Raw genomic sequence first — 18,468 nt, 5'->3', positions numbered from 1 at the left:
CAAGTGAGTAAGCATTAATGAGCCTTTCCCTTCGCGACCAGTTGCTCAAAGCAGGCCTGGTCAACCAAAAGCAGGCCAAACAGGTCAGCAAAGACAAGCAGAAGCAACAGCGTCTGGCCCACAAAGGGCAGGCCGAGCTGGATGATTCGCAGCAGCGCGCCGCCCAGGAAGCCATGGCCGAGAAGGTCAAGCGCGACCAGGAGCTGAACCGTCAGCAGCAGGAGAAGGCCGAGGCCAAGGCACGCGCCGCGCAGGTCAAGCAGTTGATCGAAGTCTCGCGTCTGCCGAAGCTGACCACCGAGGACTACTACAACTTCGTCGACGACAAGAAGGTCAAGCGCATCTCGGTCAACACGCTGATGCGCAACAAGCTCAGCAGCGGCTCGCTGGCGATCGTGCACCATGCCGGCGGCTACGAAGTGATCCCCCGTGAAGCGGCCCTGAAGATCCAGGAGCGCGACCCGCAGCGTATCGTGCAGCTCAACGTGCAGACCGAAGAGGTCAATGCCGAGGACGATCCGTACGCGGCCTATCAGATCCCTGATGACCTGATGTGGTAAACCGATAAAGCTGTAACAACACAACTGTGGCGAGGGAGCTTGCTCCCGCCGGGGCGCGAAGCGGCCCTTGTTTTAAAACAGGGCCTGCCGCGCAGTCCAGCGGGAGCAAGCTCCCTCGCCACAGGTTCAATATTTGCCTAAGCGGATTTCAGATCCCGCTGCTGTTCCTGCAGTTCCAGTTCGGCCTTGTAATTGTGGGCGTCGATCTCGTTGTGGAACATGCCGACCAGCAAGTCTTGTTGATGCACATCCCAGATGCGGATACCGGCGGCTACGCCTTCGTGGGACATGTGTGAATCGTCGCGTTCAGTTACTTTTACAGTCATCTGCTAGCTCCAAATCTCAAGTTATCTGCAGCAAGGCGTGTGCAGGACTCTTTTATATGATTTGTTAGCTTGCTAAGTAAACGCTTGATTTGCGCAAGGTGTTGTTGCGGTTTTTGCAACAGTGCTGCAGCCCGCGTAATCCGCGACATTCGGTCGCAGGGTGCAAGGTTTCATGACAGAAGTTTCATTTTCAGGCGCACTGATATCCCTTGTGGGAGCGGGCTTGCTCGCGAATGCGGAGTATCAGTCGCCGTCTTCATACCTGACTCACCGCTTTCGCGAGCAAGCCCGCTCCCACAAGGGATAGTGGTGTGCCTGGCGACTTTCTTCAGATGAAAAAAAACGCCCCGAACCAGTCGGGGCGTTTTCATGTGTGGCTCAGCAGTGGGGAATTACTTGCCTTCCCAGCGCTTCAGCACCAGCGTGGCGTTGGTGCCGCCGAAGCCGAAGCTGTTGCTCATCACGGTGTTGATGGTGGCGTTCTCGCGGGTCTTGGTCAGCACCGGCAGATCGGCCACTTCAGGGTCCAGTTCGTCGATGTTGGCGGAACCGGCGATGAAGTTGCCTTCCATCATCAGCATGCAGTAGATCGCTTCGTGAACGCCGGCGGCGCCCAGCGAGTGACCGGACAGGCTCTTGGTTGAGCTGATCGCAGGAGCCTTGTCGCCGAACACTTCACGCACACCTTTCATTTCCGCGACGTCGCCGACCGGAGTCGAGGTGCCGTGGGTGTTCAGGTAGTCGATCGGGGTGTCGACGGTGGACAGCGCCTGCTGCATGCAGCGGATTGCGCCTTCGCCGCTCGGGGCAACCATGTCATAGCCGTCGGACGTTGCGCCGTAGCCAACGATTTCGGCGTAGATCTTGGCGCCACGGGCCAGAGCGTGTTCCAGCTCTTCAACCACGACCATGCCGCCACCGCCGGCGATGACGAAACCGTCACGGTCGGCGTCGTAGGCGCGGGAGGCTTGTTCCGGGGTGTCGTTGCGCTTGCTGGACAGGGCGCCCATCGCGTCGAACAGGAACGACTGGCTCCAGTGCTCTTCTTCACCGCCACCGGCGAAGACGATGTCCTGCTTGCCCATCTGGATCTGTTCCATGGCGGTACCGATGCAGTGAGCACTTGTGGCGCAGGCGGAAGCGATGGAGTAGTTCAGGCCCTTGATCTTGAACGGCGTGGCCAGGCACGCGGAAACGGTGCTGCTCATGGTCCGCGTTACACGGTATGGGCCAACGCGCTTCACGCCTTTCTCGCGCAGGATGTCCAGCGCTTCCATCTGGTTCAGGGTCGACGCGCCGCCCGAGCCGGCGATCAGGCCGGTACGCGGGTTGGACACTTGCTCTTCGGTCAGACCGGAGTCAGCAATGGCGTCTTTCATGGCCAGGTAGGCGTAAGCCGCTGCGTGGCCGACGAAACGATAGATCTTGCGATCGATCAGTTCTTCAAGGTTGAGGTCGATGGAGCCGGAAACCTGGCTACGCAGACCCATTTCAGCATATTCCGGGTTGAACCGGATGCCAGGGCGGCTTGCACGCAGGTTAGCGGAGACGGTCTCTTTGTCATTGCCCAGGCACGAAACAATGCCCAGACCAGTGATAACGACGCGGCGCATGCGAATAACCCTTAGAAGTTGTCAGTGGAGGTGAACACGCCGACGCGAAGGCCTTCGGCGGTGTAGATTTCGCGACCGTCGACAGTCACCGAACCATCGGCGATGGCCAGGTTCAGCTTGCCTTTGAGGACGCGTTTGATATGAATGTTATAGGTGACTTTCTTGGCGGTCGGCAGGACCTGGCCGAAGAATTTCACTTCGCCCGAACCCAGCGCACGGCCACGGCCCGGCAGGCCTTGCCAGCCCAGGAAGAAGCCGACCAGTTGCCACATGGCGTCCAGACCCAGGCAGCCCGGCATTACCGGATCGCCTTCGAAGTGGCATGCGAAGAACCACAGGTCAGGGTTGATATCCAGCTCGGCGACCAATTCACCTTTGCCGTACTTGCCGCCTTCTTCGCTGATCAGGGTGATGCGATCCACCATCAGCATGTTCGGGGCGGGCAGTTGCGCGTTACCTGGGCCGAACAGCTCACCGCGACTGCAGCGCAGCAGGTCTTCCCGAGTAAAGGCGTTTTGTTTGGTCATGCGAGCTCCTCAATAATCCCATGCGGCAGGTGGGGCAAATCTTCCCGGCCGATCGACGCGTTCATGCCTCGTACCGGCAGCCTACTCATAGACTATTGCGTTGTGGTGAAAGTCACAGCACCAAGGACATGAATGTACACTTGTGCACTGAAATTTTTATTCAAGCCTCTTTTGAGGCTTGTTCGGGTGCCTAAGACTGCCGCACTTTCGCTTTTCACGCCAGTCGCAGATGGTCGAAAAACCGTCACTACTGCACCCAGCGCTGCAGAATCTGTTGTAGGTCATTGCGTTTGAACGGCTTCGCCAGGTAATCGTTCATGCCCGCCGACAGGCAGGTTTCACGGTCGCCCTGCAAGGCGTTGGCGGTCAGCGCGATGATCGGCACCTCGCCGCGTCCGGGCAGTTGGCGGATCTGCCGGGTCGCCTCGTAACCGTCGATGATCGGCAACCGGCAGTCCATCAGAATCACTTCGAAATCATTGCCTTCGGCGCTGCGCACCGCTTGCGCGCCATCGTTGGCGACGCTGACGGTAAACCCAAGACTGCGCAGCATGGCTTCGATGACTGTCTGGTTGACCGGATTGTCCTCCACCAGCAACACATTGCGCCCTTCACCATGCCCGTTGCCATTGGCCGCGCGCGGTGCCGCCAGTTGCGGCAACGTCTGCTTATATAAGGCCAGCGGGATTTCCAGAGTGAACACCGATCCCAGGCCTTCTTCACTTTGCGCGCGCAACGTCCCGCCCATGCGTTCGGCCAGGGTGCGGGCGATCGGCAGGCCGAGGCCGGTGCCGCCATAGCGCCGGGAAATCGAACTGTCGGCCTGCTGAAAGGCGTTGAACATCAACTCCAGACTTTCCGAGGAGATGCCGATGCCGCTGTCGCGCACCGAACAGGTGAACCACAGCAGTTCGTGATCCAGCGACTGCCACTGCGCCTCGATGCTGACCCGGCCGCGCTCGGTGAACTTCAACGCGTTGCCCACCAGGTTGACCAGAATCTGCCGGATCCGCGTCGGGTCGCCCTGCACCTGCAAGTCGCGCATGTCCTCGGGGATCCGCAGATTCAGGTCCAGGCCACGCTGCACCGCACTGTGCTGGAACGACTGGGCGCAAGCGCCGATCAGGTCGGCGAGGTTGAACGGGATGTGCTCCAGTTCCAGCTCCGAGCGTTCGATCCGCGAGAAGTCGAGGATGTCATTGATGACTTTCAGCAGATGTTCGGTGGACTCCGAAGCAAGCGCCGCGTACTCGATCTGCTCCTCGGTCATGTCCGTGGTTTCCAGCAACTGCAACATGCCCAGCACACCGTTCATGGGGGTGCGCAGTTCGTGGCTCATCATCGCCAGAAAATCGGATTTGGCGTTGTTGGCCTTTTCCGCTTCCTCGCGGGTCTGGATCAGTTGCGCCATCGCCTGATGTTGTTCGCGGCTGGCCTGTTCCAGTGCCTGGGCGAGGTTGTTGATGTGCTGCGACAGCGCGCCCAATTCAGTGTCGTCGACGATTGGCAGCGGGGTCTTGTAGTCGCCTTGCTGTATCGCCTTGACCGCGTTGCCGATATCGCGGATCGGCGCTGACAAACTGCCGGCCAGACGCCGCGCCAGAACAAAAGTGAAGAGCAGGGCGAACAAGGCCAGAATCCCGGCCTTGAGCAGAATTTCCTGCTGGCGCTGACTGAAGGCATCGTTGGACAGGCCGACGATCACCCGGCCCAGATAGTCCTCGCTGGTCACGTTGTTGCTGGCTTTGGCGTCGTGGAAAAAATCGCTGTTGAGGGCGATCCGTTGCAGGCGCACCGGGGCCTGGAACACCTCGACCTGATGCGGGCGGTTGTGCGCGTCGGCGGCTTGCTCAACATAGGCGAGAATCCGGTTGGCGCTGTCCTGCACTTCCAGAAAGCGCACATTCGGAGTCGCCAGGGTCGCTTTGAGCAGGCTTTCCAGCACTTCGTTGTTGCCGGAAATCACCCCGTACTCGGTGGCGGGCGCCAGTTGGTTGGCGATCAATTGCCCGGTGTGATTGAGCTCCTGACGTAGATCCTGAATCCGCACGAAGGTAAAGAAGCTGATCAGCAGCAGCGTGAGCAGCAGGGCCGGGCCGAGGCTGATCAATTGCGTGCGGGTGTTGATGTCCCAGCGGCGACGCAGATTCATGGGTGGCTTTCTCCTTCAGCCAACTGGCGGGCAACAGACGCTTCATCGATTGGCTCGATACCCAGGGAACGAGCGACCTGCACATTACTTGAGACCTTGAAACGATCGGGGTAGAGCGTGCGCGGCCACGTTGCCGGCGGGCGATCCAGCAACTGATCGAGGATCGCCAGCCAGTCGGGCTGATCGCTGTAAGTGCTGGCGAGGCTGCCGGCCCGCACGAACGCAGCGTTCGGCCCGACCAGCGCCACTTGCCGGGAGTAACTGCTGAGCAGCAGGTTTTTCGCGGTTTTCGGGTTGTACAGATCGGGATCGTCGAGGCCCAGCAACACATCACTGTTTCTCAGCACGCTTTGCAATGGGCGACTGTCCTGGGTGTTGTCCCAACGCTGGCTGACGATTTGCAGATTCAGCGGCGCTGCGGCCTGGTGCAGCTCCTTGAGCAGGAATTCGCTGTGCTGGTCGAACAGCACGCCGACCCGCCGCACCTGCGGCAGAATCCGTCGAATCAGTTGCAGTTGCCGCCCCAGCGGCGGGTCGCTCCACAGCAGACTCAAGTGCGGCGGTTGTGCGCCACCCAGGCGTTGCCGCGCTTGCAGTCGGCTGATGCGCAACACCAGCGTCGCCGGGCCTTGGGGCTCCTGCAGGCGCCAGTCGAGGCTGGGCAGATCGAGCAGAATCATCCGCAAATTGCTCGGCAACTTTCCCGGCGCCGGCAGGCTGGCCAGCGGCTGGAACCGCACGTTGTCGGTGGGACGCAGCTCGCTCAGGGCCTGGACGAAGGCTTGCACCCCAGGGCTTTCTTCGGCGCCGGTCAACAGAATGTCTGCGGCTTGCACCGCCACGCCGTGCAGCCACGCGGTCAAAAACAGACAGACACCCGCCAGCCAGTGGCCGAGGGTTGGCGTCTTGTTTGGCGTGGCGTAGCGCACCCTAGAACTCCAGCTCGGCGCTGAAGTACAGCACCCGGCGTTCGTCGTAATTGTTGTCGACGAAAGTGGTCGGTTCATTGTCGAGCCGCTGCTGCAGCACGCCGGCCAGTTGCAGTTGGGCCTTGCCCAGCGGGATGCGTTTGGCGATGCGCGTGTCGACCCGTTCGAAGCGGTAGCCGTTGAGCGCGTTGTCGCCGTAATAGAACAGGGCGCTGTTCCAGCCGTGGCCCCAATCGCGCAGCCAGCCGGCAGAACCGCTGTTGCGCGCAGTGAATTGCTGATCCAGCGGGTTGCTCGCCTCGGCGTCGACGAATGCGTAGGTGAAGCGCAGGCGATCAATCATGCTCAGGCGCCAGTCGAGCTGGGTTTCGGTGCCGCGAAAGCGCGAGCTGTTGGCGTTGCTGGCGATGTACTGGTTGTTACGCAGCGGCTCGCTGATCATCCCGGTGATTTCGTCGTAGAACAGCTTCACGTCCACGGCCAGGCCCAGCTCGGCGAAATAGCCGTTGTAGCCCAACTCGCGCGAGCGCATGTGTTCCTGATCGAGATTGCCCGGGCCACGGGTCTTGACGAAGTAGCGCGCCGAAGACTGGCCATAGGCGGACGGCCGCAGGTTGCTTACCTGATAGCTCCAGTTGACGTTGTTCTCGAACATGTCCGGCGAACGGATCGCCTCCGAGTACACCGCGCGCAGGCCATGGCGTGGGGTGATCAGGTAGTTGACGGCGAAGCGGGGCGTCAGCGAATTGCCGATCAGTTGGGTGTCTTCGAACATGGCGCCGCCCTGCAGCAGCCAGTGTTCACTGGCGCGCCACTCCAGTTGGCCGAACGCGCGCCAGGTGGTGTCGTCCAGCGTGCCGTTGAAGTAGGTCTCGGAGTCGGCCCGGTCGTAACGATAGTTCAGGCCACTGACCAGCCGCAGACTGTCGGACAGGCTGAGGGTGTCCTGCAATTCGAGGTCGTAGCGCGACTCGCGGGCGCTTTGGTCGATGTCGCCGCACAAGGTCTGGCTGGCACCGTTGCGCCACTGATTCAGCACCTGATTGGCGAGGGCCATTTCCTGCGGGGTGCCGGCTTCCGGACCGGGGCCGGTGAAGCGGGTGATGTTGCGCGCCAGGCGTTCGGTGTAGTTCGGGTTGAGTTGCCACAGTTGGGTCAGTTGCGGGCTGAACGACACTTCGGCATCGCAGGCGCGCCACACTTGCTGGCGATCCCAGTGTTGGGCCGAGCCCTGTATATAAAGGCTGTGTTCGGGATTGATGTCGAGATTCCAGCGCACCGAGCCGGCGTAATCCTTGGCGACCACGTCGGAATTGTTCCCGGCAGCGGTAATCCCCGAGAACACCGGGCGGTAGGTGTAGGGACGCTGGTTGCTGCCGTCCTTCGCGTTGATCTGCCAGTCGAGGCTCTGGTTGTCGCTCAGGGTCTGGCTGACGGCGAGGCTGAAGCGGTTCAAGCGGCGGCTGTCGCGATAATCGGCGCCCGTGCGGTCGCTGTCGAAGCCATCGTCTTCCTGGCCGGACAGCGACAGGCGCAGGTCGCCACCAATCCACCCCGTGCCCTGGCTGGCATAGAAATCGTTGATGCCGCGCTGGCCACGGGTGTACTTCAGGCGCGTGCCGTGGCTGTCCGCCGGGTTGCGGGTGATGATGTTGACCACCGCCATCAGCGCGTTGGCGCCGTAGCTGACGGTGTTCGGCCCACGGAAAACCTCGATCCGTTCGATGTCCTCCATGGCCACCGGAATATCGCTCCAGTCCACCGTGGCCAGTCCCGCGCGGTACACCGAGCGGCCATCGATCAGCACCTGCATGCGCCGCGCTTCGCTGGCGTTGGTTCCGTGATAATTGACCGCAGCCTGATTGCCGTTGATGTTGCCGACCATCATCCCCGGCACCAGCCGCAGCAACTCGCTGATATCTCGCGCACCGCTGGCGTTGATCAGCTCACTGTCGAGCACGGTCATGCTCCCCGGCACTTCCGCCGGTGTCTGTTTCAGGCGCGTAGCCGTCAGCACCTGCGGCAGCGTTTCGCTGTCGACAAACAGATCGTCCGCCTGCAACACCGGGCTGAACAGCAGCGCCAGCAGCAGTGACGAACGCGAGGGGGGAGAGCCAAAAGACACGGCACAGCCTTGATCGCAAAGAATTGGCGCGCATGTTAACCGAGGACAGTGACTTTTCCAGTCACGATGCGGGCATTTTCCTCGGCTTTATTGGTCTTCTTCCTACAAGTGTCGGTAATTGACGCAGGGGCTGGCCGCGCTCCGGTCGCCCCGTATAATGCCGGCATCGCCACTGGTATGGATTAACGGATTGCATATGACTGAACAGCGCCCGATTGCGGTCCTGGGAGGCGGAAGTTTTGGTACCGCCGTGGCCAACCTTTTGGCCGAGAACGGCCATCAAGTCCGGCAGTGGATGCGTGACCCCGAGCAGGCCGAGGCCATCCGGGTCAACCGCGAGAACCCGCGTTACCTCAAAGGCATCAAGATTCTGCCGGGAGTGACTGCGGTCACTGACCTGCAGGCCACCCTCGACGCCTGCGAGCTGTGCTTCGTCGCGCTGCCGTCGAGCGCATTGCGCACGGTGCTGGCCACCCACGCCGAGCGCCTGAGCGGCAAGATGCTGGTCAGCCTGACCAAGGGCATCGAAGCGCACACCTTCAAACTGATGAGCCAGATCCTCGAAGAGATCGCCCCGCAGGCGCGTATTGGCGTGCTGTCCGGGCCGAATCTGGCGCGGGAGATCGCCGAGCATGCGTTGACCGCCACCGTGGTCGCCAGCGAAGACGAAGAATTGTGCAAACAGGTGCAGGCTGCGCTGCATGGTCGCACCTTCCGCGTTTACGCCAGTGCTGACCGTTTCGGCGTCGAGCTGGGCGGGGCGTTGAAAAACGTTTACGCGATCATCGCCGGCATGGCGGTGGCGCTGGAGATGGGCGAGAACACCAAGAGCATGCTGATCACCCGTGCGTTGGCCGAGATGACGCGCTTTGCGGTGAATCAGGGCGCCAACCCGATGACCTTCCTCGGTCTGGCCGGGGTCGGTGATCTGATCGTCACCTGCTCGTCGCCGAAGAGCCGTAACTACCAGGTCGGCTTTGCCCTCGGTCAGGGCTTGAGCCTTGATGAAGCGGTGTCGCGCCTGGGCGAAGTCGCCGAAGGTGTGAACACCCTGAAGGTGCTCAAGGCCAAGTCCCAGGAGGTTGGCGTGTACATGCCGCTGGTCGCCGGGTTGCACGCGATTCTGTTTGAGGGACGCACGCTGGAGCAGGTGATCGGTCTACTGATGCGTGCCGAACCGAAAACCGACGTCGACTTTATTTCCACCAGCGGTTTCAACTGATTCAACAGGAAGCGAGCCATGAACGATCCGAAAACCGAAGCCAAGTACGAATCCATTCTCCTGCGGGTGCTGTGGATGATCGTCTACGTGCTGGTCTGGCAAGTGGCGCAGTTCATCCTCGGCGCCGTCGTGCTGGTGCAACTGATCTATCGTTTGATTTACGGCGCGCCGAGCGCCAGCCTGATGAATTTCGGCGACAGCCTGAGCCAGTTCCTCGCGCAGATCGGCCGTTTCGGCAGCTTTCACAGCGACCAGAAACCCTGGCCGTTCGCCGACTGGCCGACCCCGCGTACCCCGGAAGGCGAAGCGCCGCACGCCGTGCCGCCAGCGCCGCACCCGGCCCGTGATGAGGAACCCAAGCTATGAAACTCTGGGTATTGCGTCACGGCGAGGCGGTGCCTTATGGCTCGTGCCCCGATTCCGAGCGGGCGTTGACCGAACAGGGTCGCCAAGAGGCGTTGAGCAGTGCAGCCCGGTTGATCGGTCAGCCGCTGACGGCGATCTATGCCAGCCCTTATCTGCGTGCGCAACAGACCGCACAGATTGTCCGCGAGGCGCTGGGTTTCGAGCCGGAGATCCGCACGGTCGATTGGCTGAAGCCAGAGAGCGATCCGGACAAGGTCACCGATCAACTGGTGTCGGTGAGCAATGTGCTGCTGGTCAGCCATAATCCGTTGGTGGGCAACCTGCTGAGCTATCTGCAGCACGGCGCCGGGCATCCGCCGGAGAAGGTCGGTACGGCGGGGTTGGCCGAGCTGGAAAGTCCTGAACTGCTGATCGGCTCGATGACCCTCAACAGCCTCACGCACCCCTGACGCTGATTCCTTGTGGGAGCGGGCTTGCTCGCGAATGCGGTCTATCAGTGACATTTACAGTGACTGATAGAGCGCATTCACGAGCAAGCCCGCTCCCACAGGGCCCTCATTTTCAGTTGAAATTATTTGTTTGAATTTTCCAACCAAGCACTTGCTTGGTTGACTACGCTTGCTCCAGACCCAAAAAACAGGAGCGAGTCGCATGTCTGCCGCCTTCCGTTTGCCGCTGGACGTGTTTTACGAGCGTGAGGCCCGGCATCCGCGCCAGCGTTTTCTGGTGCAGCCCATCGGCGGCGGGCAGGTCGAGACCCTGACCTGGGCCGACGTCGGCCATCAAGCGCGTTGCGCCGCGCACTGGCTGCGCGCACGGGAATTGCCGCAAGGCAGCCACATCGCGCTGATCTCGAAAAACTGCGCGCACTGGATCATTGCCGATCTGGCGATCTGGATGGCCGGGCACGTCTCGGTGCCGCTGTATCCCAACCTCACTGCCGACTCGGTGAATCAGGTGCTGACGCATTCGGAAAGTGTGCTGGCGTTCATCGGCAAGCTTGATGACTGGCCGGGCATGTCCGTCGGTGTGCCGGCGGATTTGCCGACCATCAGCCTGCCGCTGCACCCGCTCGGCGAGTTCGATTTCAGTTGGGATGACCTGCAAAAAAGCTCGCCGATCCAGGACGACCCGCGTCCTGCGGCCGAGCAACTGGCAACCATCATCTACACCTCCGGCACCACCGGGCTGCCTAAAGGTGTGATGCACAGTTTTGCCAATCTGGGGTTCGCCACGACTCGCGGCACGCAACTGTTCGGGCTTAACGAGCAAGACCGGCTGCTGTCGTACCTGCCGCTGTGCCATGTCGCCGAACGCATGTTCGTTGAGCTGGCCTCGATCTACACCGGGCAAACGGTGTTCTTTGCCGAAAGCCTCGACACCTTCATCACCGATCTGCGCCGGGCGCGGCCCACGGCGATGTTCGGCGTGCCGCGGATCTGGACCAAATTCCAGATGGGCGTGTACGGCAAGATCCCGGCCAAGCGCCTGGATTTCCTGCTCGGCCTGCCATTCATTGGCAAGCGGGTCGGGCAAAAGGTGCTGGCCGGGCTGGGGCTTGATGCCTTGCGCGTCGCCCTGTCTGGCGCGGCGCCGGTGCCGCAGACCTTGCTCAGTTGGTATCAGAAACTCGGCCTCGATGTGCTGGAGGTCTATGGCATGACTGAGAGTTGCGGCTACTCGCACATCTGCCTGCCGGGCCAATACAAACAGGGCTGGATCGGCAAACCGTGCCCGGAGGTCGAAGTGCGAATCGACGAGTCCGGTGAGGTGCAGGTGCGCAGTCAGGCGAACATGCTCGGCTATTTCAAGGAGCCGCAGAAAACCGCCGAGACCCTCACCGAGGACGGTTTTCTGCGTACCGGCGACAAGGGCGAACAGGATGCCGAGGGCCGCTTGCGCCTGACCGGCCGGCTCAAGGAAATCTTCAAAACCAGCAAAGGTAAGTACGTGGCCCCGGCGCCGATTGAAAACCGGCTGGCGGTGCACTCGCGCATTGAGCAGGTCTGTGTGGTCGGCGATGGTCTGAGCGCGCCGCTGGGCTTGTGCGTGCTCTCGACGGTCAATCAGGAAGAAGGGCGGGCCAGTCTGCATTCGAGCCTGGAAAAACTGCTGGAAGAGGTCAACGCCGTGCTCGACAAGCACGAGCGTCTGCGGCGGCTGGTGGTGGTCAAGGACAGCTGGGCGGTGGAAAACGGCTTTCTCACGCCGACCTTGAAGATCAAGCGCAATGTCATCGAAGACACCTACGGCGCGCGGTTTGAAGAATGGAGCGCGCGCAGCGAGGCGGTGCTGTGGCAGGATTGAGTGACGATCAAAACAACAAAGGAAGCCTGCGATGACCTTGTGGCGCACCACTCCGAACATCGAGCAGTTGAACGCAATCCAGAAAAACACCATCGGCGAAGTGCTGGATATCCGCTTCGAGTCCTTCGACGAAGAATCGCTGACAGCGAGCATGGTCATCGACCACCGCACCCACCAGCCTTACGGTCTGCTGCACGGCGGCGCCTCGGTGGTACTGGCGGAAACCGTCGGTTCGATGGCCAGCTACCTGTGCATCGATGCCAGCAAGTTTTACTGCGTGGGGCTGGAGATCAACGCCAACCATTTGCGCGGTTTGCGCAGCGGGCGGGTGACCGCGGTGGCCAAACCGATTCACATTGGTCGCACCACGCACGTCTGGGACATCCGTTTGACCAGCGATGAAGGTAAGGCCAGTTGTGTGTCGAGGTTGACCATGGCGGTGGTGCCATTGGGTGAGCAACCGCCGGCGCGTTGAGGTCAGATGCGCCATCGCCATGACCGGACTGTCATCATTCCTGGCAGTTACGGTCATTGCTCAGGGCCGCGCTCTTGCGGACAATCAGCGGCATGTTTCCGCTCATGGATAAACCTGCATGTCGCAACCGATCTTTTTCACCCACGCCAACGGTTTTCCTTCGGGCACCTATGGCAAGTTGTTCGCGGCGCTGGCGCCCGAGTACCGGGTTGCGCATCTGGACGTGCATGCCCATGACCCGCGTTTCCCGGCGGACGACAACTGGTACAACCTGGTCGACGAACTGATCCACCATTTGCAGCAACAGGATCAACCGGTGTGGGGCGTCGGCCATTCGTTTGGCGGCGTGTTGCACTTGCACGCAGCATTGCGCTGCCCTGAGCTGTATCGCGGCGTGGTCATGCTCGATTCACCGGTGCTGACTCGCACCGACCAGTGGGTGATCCGCGCGGCCAAGCGCTTCGGCTTCATCGACAAACTGACCCCGGCCGGACGTACGTTGGGGCGGCGCGAAGAATTCGCCGATCTCGACACGGCGCGCAGCTACTTTGCCGGCAAGTCCCTGTTTCGCGGTTTCGATCCGGAATGTTTCGATGCCTACCTGCAGCACGGATTGCATACGGTCGGCGACAAGTTGCGTCTGCGCTTCGACCCGGCTACCGAAATCAGCATCTATCGCGGCGTGCCGCACACCAGTCCGGGCCGCACGCGCCAATTGCAGGTGCCGCTGGCCGTGGTGCGCGGGCACAAGAGCCGCGTGGTCATGCGTCATCACACCCGATTCGTCGGGCGCCTGCCGCAGGGTGAAGCACTGAGCATGCCTGGCGGGCACATGTTTCCGCTCGAACGTCCGCAAGACACGGCGCGCCTGCTCAAAGAGCTGTTTACGCGCTGGGAGCGCCGCCAACACAAGGACTGCGCATGAACCCGACCTTCGAAGAAGTGCGCCTGAGCCTGCCGCATATCGAACTGGCGGCGCACTTGTTCGGCCCCGAGGACGGTCTGCCGGTGATCGCCCTGCATGGCTGGCTCGACAACGCCAACAGCTTTGCGCGCCTGGCACCCAAGCTCAAAGGCCTGCGCATTATTGCCCTGGACATGGCGGGGCACGGGCATTCCGGGCATCGACCCAACGGCGCCGGTTATGCGCTGTGGGACTACGCACACGATGTGTTGCAGGTTGCCGAGCAACTGGGCTGGAAGCGCTTCGGCTTGCTCGGGCATTCGATGGGCGCGATCGTTTCGCTGGTGCTGGCCGGTTCGTTGCCGGAGCGCGTCAGCCACCTGGCGTTGATCGACGGGGTGATTCCTCCTACGGACAAAGGCGAAAATGCCGCCGAGCGCATGGGCATGGCCCTGCAGGCGCAGCTGGATCTGCGTGAGAAGCGCAAACCGGTCTACAACACCCTCGATCGTGCCATCGAAGCACGGATGAAGGGCTTGGTGGCGGTCAGTCGCGAAGCCGCCGAGCTGTTGGCGCAACGCGGTCTGATGCCGGTACCTGGTGGTTATACCTGGCGCACCGACAATCGTCTGACCCTGCCGTCACCGCTGCGCCTGACTCAGGAGCAGGCGATGGCCTTCGTCCAGCGCATCACGTGTCCGGCGCAACTGGTGGTCGCCGCCGACGGCATGCTGGCCAAACATCCGGAGTTGCTGGAGCGTCTACCCTTTAGCCAGGAACAGCTGGCGGGCGGGCATCATTTGCACCTGAACGATGAGTCCGGTGCCGACCTTGTCGCAGACTGTTTCAATCGGTTCTTCGCCATTCCTTGACTTGCACCGGGCAACTGTCGAGGCTGGGCGGGTTGAAATGGGAGACAAACACGATGGATTTCTATACCGCTGCGACCCCGACCCGCCAAGCCATGCCGATCCGATGAGCCTGACTATGCGGTCACTCAGTCTGTTGGCGCTGTGCTGTTTCAGTCCCGTTCTATTCGCTGCCGATGTGCCCGGCAGCCAGGATCTGCAGATCGTGCCGCGTCTGGCCGATGCGCAGATTGTCGACTATCGCCCTCCTGTGGAGCTTGAGCGGATCTATCCGCTCGGCTCGATCCGCAAGATCAGCGGCCAGTTGCGCTTTGACGGCCAGGTCACGGCGCGCGGCCAGACCACTTCGGTCACCTACGAGTTGCCGCCTGAGCATTCCGCCACCGAGGCCTTCACCGCCGCCCGCGAAGCCCTGCAAAAGCAGGACGCCGAGTTGCTGTTCTGGTGTCAGGCCCGCGATTGCGGCGAAAGCAGCCTGTGGGCCAATGAAGTGTTCGGCAACGCCAAGCTGTACGGTGCCGATGAGCAACAGGCCTATCTGCTGTTGCGTCTGGCCGCACCGAAGGACAACACCCTGGTGGCGCTCTACAGCATCACCCGCGGCAATCGCAAAGCCTACCTGCATGTCGAGCAGTTCGAAGCGGGCGCGCCGCTGGGCGAGTTGCTGCCGACCTCGGCGACGCTGTTGCGACAGCTCAAAAGTACCGGCGAACTGGACTTTCCCAAGCTGACCGGCGATCCGGATGACACTTGGTTACGACTGATTTCCCGTGGCTTGAACCTCGACACCACCCAACGCGTGACGATTGCCGGACCCAAGGCCGAGGCCTGGCGTCAGGCATTGATCGGTCAGGGTGTGCGGGCGGCGCGGATGGAGGCGGGCAGCGCCGATGGCTCTGGCCTGCGCATCGATCTGTTGCGATAAGCTGTATTGGGCGTGCACGCGTGGTGTGTTCGCCTACTCTTTGACCGACTGACTTCTTCGAGACTTTACATGCTCAATAACGATCGGCTGTTGGTGCAAATCCTCCTGCTGGTGCTGTTCGGTGCCAGCCTGTGGGTGATGGCGCCGTTCTGGTCGGCGCTGTTCTGGGGCGCGGTGCTGGCGTTCGCCAGTTGGCCGCTGATGCGTCTGCTGACCCGCTGGCTCAATGGCCGCGAATCACTCGCCGCGGCCATTTTGACCCTGGGCTGGATGTTGCTGGTGGCGGCGCCGCTGGTGTGGCTCGGGTTCAACCTGGCCGATCACGTGCGCGATGCCACGGCGTTCATCAAGGATGTGCAGGTCGATGGTCTGCCGGAGGCGCCGGTCTGGCTCGGCAGCGTGCCATTGGTGGGCGAGCGGCTGGTGGGTATCTGGAACAGCATCGATCAGCAGGGCGCGGCGTTGATGGTGTCGATCAAACCGTATCTGGGGCAGGTCGGTAACTGGTTGCTGGCGCGCAGTGCGCAGATCGGCGGCGGGATTCTCGAGCTGACCCTGAGCATTGTCTTTGTGTTCTTTTTCTATCGCGACGGGCCGCGCTTGGCGGCGTTTGTGCACGGTCTGCTGCAGCGCCTGATCGGCGAGCGAGCCGGGTATTACATCGAGCTGGTGGCCGGCACCGTACAGCGGGTGGTCAACGGAGTGATCGGTACGGCGGCGGCGCAGGCGGTTCTGGCGTTGGTCGGGTTCCTGATTGCCGGGGTCCCGGGGGCGCTGGTGCTGGGGATCGTGACCTTTCTGTTGAGTCTGATTCCGATGGGGCCGCCACTGGTGTGGATTCCGGCGACGGCCTGGCTGGCGTGGAAGGGCGATTACGGGATGGCGGTGTTTCTCGGGATCTGGGGGACGTTCATCATCAGTGGCGTGGATAACGTGTTGAAGCCTTATCTGATCAGCCGCGGTGGGAATCTGCCGTTGGTGATTGTGTTGCTCGGGGTGTTTGGCGGGTTGATTGCGTTTGGGTTTATCGGGTTGTTTATCGGGCCTACGTTGTTGGCGGTGGCTTATAGTTTGTTGACGGATTGGAGTAAGAGTCAGGCTCGGGTTTAGGCGCCTTGGCTTTTTTGGGGTTGTGGGCATATCCGTTGGTTTGGGTGTGGCGGCTGGCGGTTTCGCCCTTACGGCGAGTCACTTTTGACAAACGCCTCAAAAGTAACCAAAAAGTCTTGCCCCAACGTTCGGCCCTCGCCGGGGCTCGGGTTCCTTCGCTCCGTGATTCATCCGGGGGCATCGCCTCCGGTTTGCTTCGCTGCACCTCCTCTCGATGTGTTCGACTTCGTCGAACGGTCGCTGCGCTCCCACCCCCGGATAAATCTCTCCACTCAGCCTGCCGACGGGGCCGGCACGGCAAGATCAAGAGCTTTCGGCGAGCTGACACTCGGCCATTGAGTGGGGCGGCTTCGCCGCGTGCGGTGCATACAGTTAAAAATTGTGGGAGCCAGCCTGTTGGCGATGGCGGCCTGACAGCCGACCAGTTTCCAACTGACCACCCCCAATCCAACTGTGGGAGCGGGCTTGCTCGCGAAGGCGGCCTTATAGCCGAACAATCTCCAACTGAATGCACTCCATCCAACTGTAGGAGCCAGCCTGCTGGCGATGGCGGCCTTATAGCCGACCAATTTCCAACTGAATAAACCCATTCCCACTGTGGGAGCGGGCTTGCTCGCGAAGGCGGCCTTATAGCCGACCAATCTCCAACTGAATAAACCCATTCCCACTGTGGGAGCGGGCTTGCTCGCGAAGGCGGCCTTATAGCCGACCAATTTCCAACTGAATAAACCCATTCCCACTGTGGGAGCGGGCTTGCTCGCGAAGGCGGCCTTATAGCCGACCAATTTCCAGCTGAATAAACCCATTCCCACTGTGGGAGCGAGCTTGCTCGCGAAGGCGGCCTTATAGCCGAACAATCTCCAACTGAATGCACTCCATCCAATTGTAGGAGTGAGCCTGCTCGCGAAGAGGCATATCAGGCAACCAGCCTCTCACGGCCACACCCAAATGACCGTTTCCACAGCTCTGCACGGAAACGATCACCCCATCACGACATAAGGTCAGGTCGCGACATTCAGGTACTTGCCCACCGACGCAGCATTGTCCAGCGAGTACTGTTTGCTCAAGTTGGCAATCATCCGATTCAGCGCTTCGCTGGTGGTCTGGGTACCGGTGGTCTGATCTTCGGGCGGGTGATCCCGGCCTGCCTGTAGCGCCGCTTTCAGTTCGTCGCTGCTCACGCCGCCACTGCTGTCGCTGTCCAGTACCTTGAGCAGTGCAGCGCTGGTGTCGGTGCTGGTTGTCGAGGTGTTGTCGCTGGTATGCAGGGCGCTGCTCAGTTCAGTCGTGCTGATGCTGCCGTCGCCATTGGCATCCAGTTGGCTGAACAGTTCGTCGCTGGAGGCTTGTTGCGGCGGTGGTGGCGGTGGTGGGGTGAGGCTGGCGGTGAGTTCGTCCTGGCTGACGGTGCCATCCTTGTTCTTGTCCAGGGCCGAGAAGATTTGGTTGCCGTCGGCGCTGCTGCCGGCGCTGGTCAGGCCGTTGCTCAATTCGTCGCTGCTAATGGCGCCGTCGCCATCGGCGTCGAGGGCGCTGATCAGGGCGTCGGCGAGGTCGGTGTTCGGTGCTTGATCCTGAGGTGGCGGAGGAGGGGCCATCGCGGTCATTTCTTCGGCGCTGAGGCTGCCGCTGGCGTCGCTGTCCAAATCGCCGAATTGCTTGCTCAGGTTGACCAGCAGGCCATCGTCGGACTTCTGCGACAGCGCGCTTTTCAGTTCGTCCTGGTCCACCGCGCCGTCGCCGTTGCTGTCGAGTTTGGCGAACAGCTGCTTTTGCAGTTGCTGGCTGCGGGCGTTCTGGGTGGTGCTGCTGGTGCTGGTATAGCTCGTGTAGTTGCTGACGCTACCGATCATGGGCTCACTCCTTGGACTGTAGAACCGGTGGGTATACCGGCTTGTGCAGACTCAAGGGGCAAGTTGTCCTGGGTGTTTTGGCTTTGTACCGGTGGGTATACACGATGGAGTGAACACCACTGAAACCTGTGGGAGCGGGCTTGCTCGCGAAGGCGGCCGATCATTCAATACCGAAGTCGACTGACACACCGCTTTCGCGAGCAAG

At 61.3% G+C, this 18,468-nt stretch carries 17 protein-coding genes; 10 read left to right on the top strand and 7 right to left on the bottom strand.

Annotated features, from left to right (window positions below; genetic code table 11):
• Positions 1-17: 17 nt before the first annotated feature.
• Complete coding sequence (locus tag AC1RBR_RS19825) at positions 18-560, top strand: DUF2058 domain-containing protein (RefSeq protein WP_007968960.1); 543 nt, start codon at positions 18-20, stop codon at positions 558-560.
• 137 nt (positions 561-697) lie between these two features.
• Here the strand turns inward: AC1RBR_RS19825 and AC1RBR_RS19820 are convergent, their stop codons facing one another.
• The 6 genes from AC1RBR_RS19820 to AC1RBR_RS19795 all read right to left on the bottom strand — a co-directional run bounded on the left by AC1RBR_RS19820 (position 698) and on the right by AC1RBR_RS19795 (position 8,232).
• Complete coding sequence (locus AC1RBR_RS19820) at positions 698-886, bottom strand: hypothetical protein (RefSeq protein WP_095137166.1); 189 nt, start codon at positions 884-886, stop codon at positions 698-700.
• Between the two features lie 392 nt (positions 887-1,278).
• Entirely contained in the window at positions 1,279-2,499 is a 1,221-nt protein-coding gene (gene fabB, locus AC1RBR_RS19815; protein WP_007957797.1) for a beta-ketoacyl-ACP synthase I, read from the bottom strand.
• 11 nt (positions 2,500-2,510) lie between these two features.
• On the bottom strand, positions 2,511-3,026 hold the full coding sequence (gene fabA / locus AC1RBR_RS19810; protein WP_003227150.1) for a 3-hydroxyacyl-[acyl-carrier-protein] dehydratase FabA: 516 nt from the start codon (positions 3,024-3,026) through the stop codon (positions 2,511-2,513).
• 247 nt (positions 3,027-3,273) lie between these two features.
• A complete protein-coding gene (locus AC1RBR_RS19805; protein ID WP_095137167.1) occupies positions 3,274-5,178 on the bottom strand; it encodes a response regulator in 1,905 nt (634 codons plus the stop codon).
• Positions 5,175-6,107, bottom strand: a complete 933-nt coding sequence (locus AC1RBR_RS19800) for an ABC transporter substrate-binding protein (RefSeq protein ID WP_115984154.1) — start codon at positions 6,105-6,107, stop codon at positions 5,175-5,177. Before AC1RBR_RS19800 ends, AC1RBR_RS19805 begins: the two co-directional genes overlap by 4 nt.
• A gap of 1 nt (position 6,108) precedes the next feature.
• Positions 6,109-8,232: a TonB-dependent receptor plug domain-containing protein gene (locus AC1RBR_RS19795; RefSeq protein WP_492566231.1), complete on the bottom strand. Its 2,124-nt coding sequence runs from the start codon at positions 8,230-8,232 to the stop codon at positions 6,109-6,111.
• A gap of 196 nt (positions 8,233-8,428) precedes the next feature.
• On the opposite strand from AC1RBR_RS19795, the gene AC1RBR_RS19790 reads away from it, so the two are divergent.
• The 9 genes from AC1RBR_RS19790 to AC1RBR_RS19750 all read left to right on the top strand — a co-directional run bounded on the left by AC1RBR_RS19790 (position 8,429) and on the right by AC1RBR_RS19750 (position 16,410).
• Positions 8,429-9,454 (top strand): NAD(P)H-dependent glycerol-3-phosphate dehydrogenase, encoded by a 1,026-nt coding sequence (locus AC1RBR_RS19790; protein WP_166497762.1) that lies wholly within the window; start codon positions 8,429-8,431, stop codon positions 9,452-9,454.
• An 18-nt stretch (positions 9,455-9,472) separates the two neighbouring features.
• Complete coding sequence (locus tag AC1RBR_RS19785; RefSeq protein ID WP_095137170.1) at positions 9,473-9,820, top strand: DUF4389 domain-containing protein; 348 nt, start codon at positions 9,473-9,475, stop codon at positions 9,818-9,820.
• A complete protein-coding gene (gene sixA / locus AC1RBR_RS19780) occupies positions 9,817-10,269 on the top strand; it encodes a phosphohistidine phosphatase SixA (RefSeq protein ID WP_492566229.1) in 453 nt (150 codons plus the stop codon). The genes AC1RBR_RS19785 and sixA overlap by 4 nt, the downstream gene beginning before the upstream one ends.
• Positions 10,270-10,471: 202 nt before the next feature.
• Positions 10,472-12,127, top strand: coding sequence for an AMP-binding protein (locus tag AC1RBR_RS19775; RefSeq protein WP_492566228.1), 1,656 nt, complete (start codon positions 10,472-10,474; stop codon positions 12,125-12,127).
• A 31-nt stretch (positions 12,128-12,158) separates the two neighbouring features.
• The gene (locus AC1RBR_RS19770) at positions 12,159-12,602 is read left to right on the top strand and encodes a hotdog fold thioesterase (protein WP_007957810.1); all 444 of its coding nucleotides are present in this window, start codon (positions 12,159-12,161) and stop codon (positions 12,600-12,602) included.
• 118 nt (positions 12,603-12,720) lie between these two features.
• Complete coding sequence (locus AC1RBR_RS19765) at positions 12,721-13,527, top strand: alpha/beta fold hydrolase (protein ID WP_115984148.1); 807 nt, start codon at positions 12,721-12,723, stop codon at positions 13,525-13,527.
• The gene (locus tag AC1RBR_RS19760) at positions 13,524-14,378 is read left to right on the top strand and encodes an alpha/beta fold hydrolase (protein WP_204895124.1); all 855 of its coding nucleotides are present in this window, start codon (positions 13,524-13,526) and stop codon (positions 14,376-14,378) included. The genes AC1RBR_RS19765 and AC1RBR_RS19760 overlap by 4 nt, the downstream gene beginning before the upstream one ends.
• A gap of 115 nt (positions 14,379-14,493) precedes the next feature.
• The gene (locus tag AC1RBR_RS19755; protein ID WP_115984147.1) at positions 14,494-15,300 is read left to right on the top strand and encodes a DUF4892 domain-containing protein; all 807 of its coding nucleotides are present in this window, start codon (positions 14,494-14,496) and stop codon (positions 15,298-15,300) included.
• A 69-nt stretch (positions 15,301-15,369) separates the two neighbouring features.
• On the top strand, positions 15,370-16,410 hold the full coding sequence (locus AC1RBR_RS19750) for an AI-2E family transporter (RefSeq protein ID WP_492566225.1): 1,041 nt from the start codon (positions 15,370-15,372) through the stop codon (positions 16,408-16,410).
• 1,001 nt (positions 16,411-17,411) lie between these two features.
• Here the strand turns inward: AC1RBR_RS19750 and xopAW are convergent.
• Positions 17,412-18,263: a XopAW family type III secretion system calcium-binding effector gene (gene xopAW / locus AC1RBR_RS19745; protein WP_492566224.1), complete on the bottom strand. Its 852-nt coding sequence runs from the start codon at positions 18,261-18,263 to the stop codon at positions 17,412-17,414.
• Between the last annotated feature and the right edge of the window lie 205 nt (positions 18,264-18,468).

Source organism: Pseudomonas sp. GW823-FHT01D03, assembly GCF_058798255.1.
Note: the sequence above shows the minus strand (reverse complement) of the source record. Positions and strands in the feature narration are given on the sequence as shown.

Excerpts from the sequence above, each read along its gene's own strand:
- AC1RBR_RS19825 (WP_007968960.1), top strand. The coding sequence starts at position 18 with ATGAGCCTTTCCCTTCGCGACCAGTTGCTCAAAGCAGGCCTGGTCAAC.
- AC1RBR_RS19820 (WP_095137166.1), bottom strand. The coding sequence starts at position 886 with ATGACTGTAAAAGTAACTGAACGCGACGATTCACACATGTCCCACGAA.
- fabB (WP_007957797.1), bottom strand. The coding sequence starts at position 2,499 with ATGCGCCGCGTCGTTATCACTGGTCTGGGCATTGTTTCGTGCCTGGGC.
- fabA (WP_003227150.1), bottom strand. The coding sequence starts at position 3,026 with ATGACCAAACAAAACGCCTTTACTCGGGAAGACCTGCTGCGCTGCAGT.
- AC1RBR_RS19805 (WP_095137167.1), bottom strand. The coding sequence starts at position 5,178 with ATGAATCTGCGTCGCCGCTGGGACATCAACACCCGCACGCAATTGATC.
- AC1RBR_RS19790 (WP_166497762.1), top strand. The coding sequence starts at position 8,429 with ATGACTGAACAGCGCCCGATTGCGGTCCTGGGAGGCGGAAGTTTTGGT.
- AC1RBR_RS19785 (WP_095137170.1), top strand. The coding sequence starts at position 9,473 with ATGAACGATCCGAAAACCGAAGCCAAGTACGAATCCATTCTCCTGCGG.
- sixA (WP_492566229.1), top strand. The coding sequence starts at position 9,817 with ATGAAACTCTGGGTATTGCGTCACGGCGAGGCGGTGCCTTATGGCTCG.
- AC1RBR_RS19775 (WP_492566228.1), top strand. The coding sequence starts at position 10,472 with ATGTCTGCCGCCTTCCGTTTGCCGCTGGACGTGTTTTACGAGCGTGAG.
- AC1RBR_RS19770 (WP_007957810.1), top strand. The coding sequence starts at position 12,159 with ATGACCTTGTGGCGCACCACTCCGAACATCGAGCAGTTGAACGCAATC.
- AC1RBR_RS19765 (WP_115984148.1), top strand. The coding sequence starts at position 12,721 with ATGTCGCAACCGATCTTTTTCACCCACGCCAACGGTTTTCCTTCGGGC.
- AC1RBR_RS19760 (WP_204895124.1), top strand. The coding sequence starts at position 13,524 with ATGAACCCGACCTTCGAAGAAGTGCGCCTGAGCCTGCCGCATATCGAA.
- AC1RBR_RS19755 (WP_115984147.1), top strand. The coding sequence starts at position 14,494 with ATGCGGTCACTCAGTCTGTTGGCGCTGTGCTGTTTCAGTCCCGTTCTA.
- AC1RBR_RS19750 (WP_492566225.1), top strand. The coding sequence starts at position 15,370 with ATGCTCAATAACGATCGGCTGTTGGTGCAAATCCTCCTGCTGGTGCTG.
- xopAW (WP_492566224.1), bottom strand. The coding sequence starts at position 18,263 with ATGATCGGTAGCGTCAGCAACTACACGAGCTATACCAGCACCAGCAGC.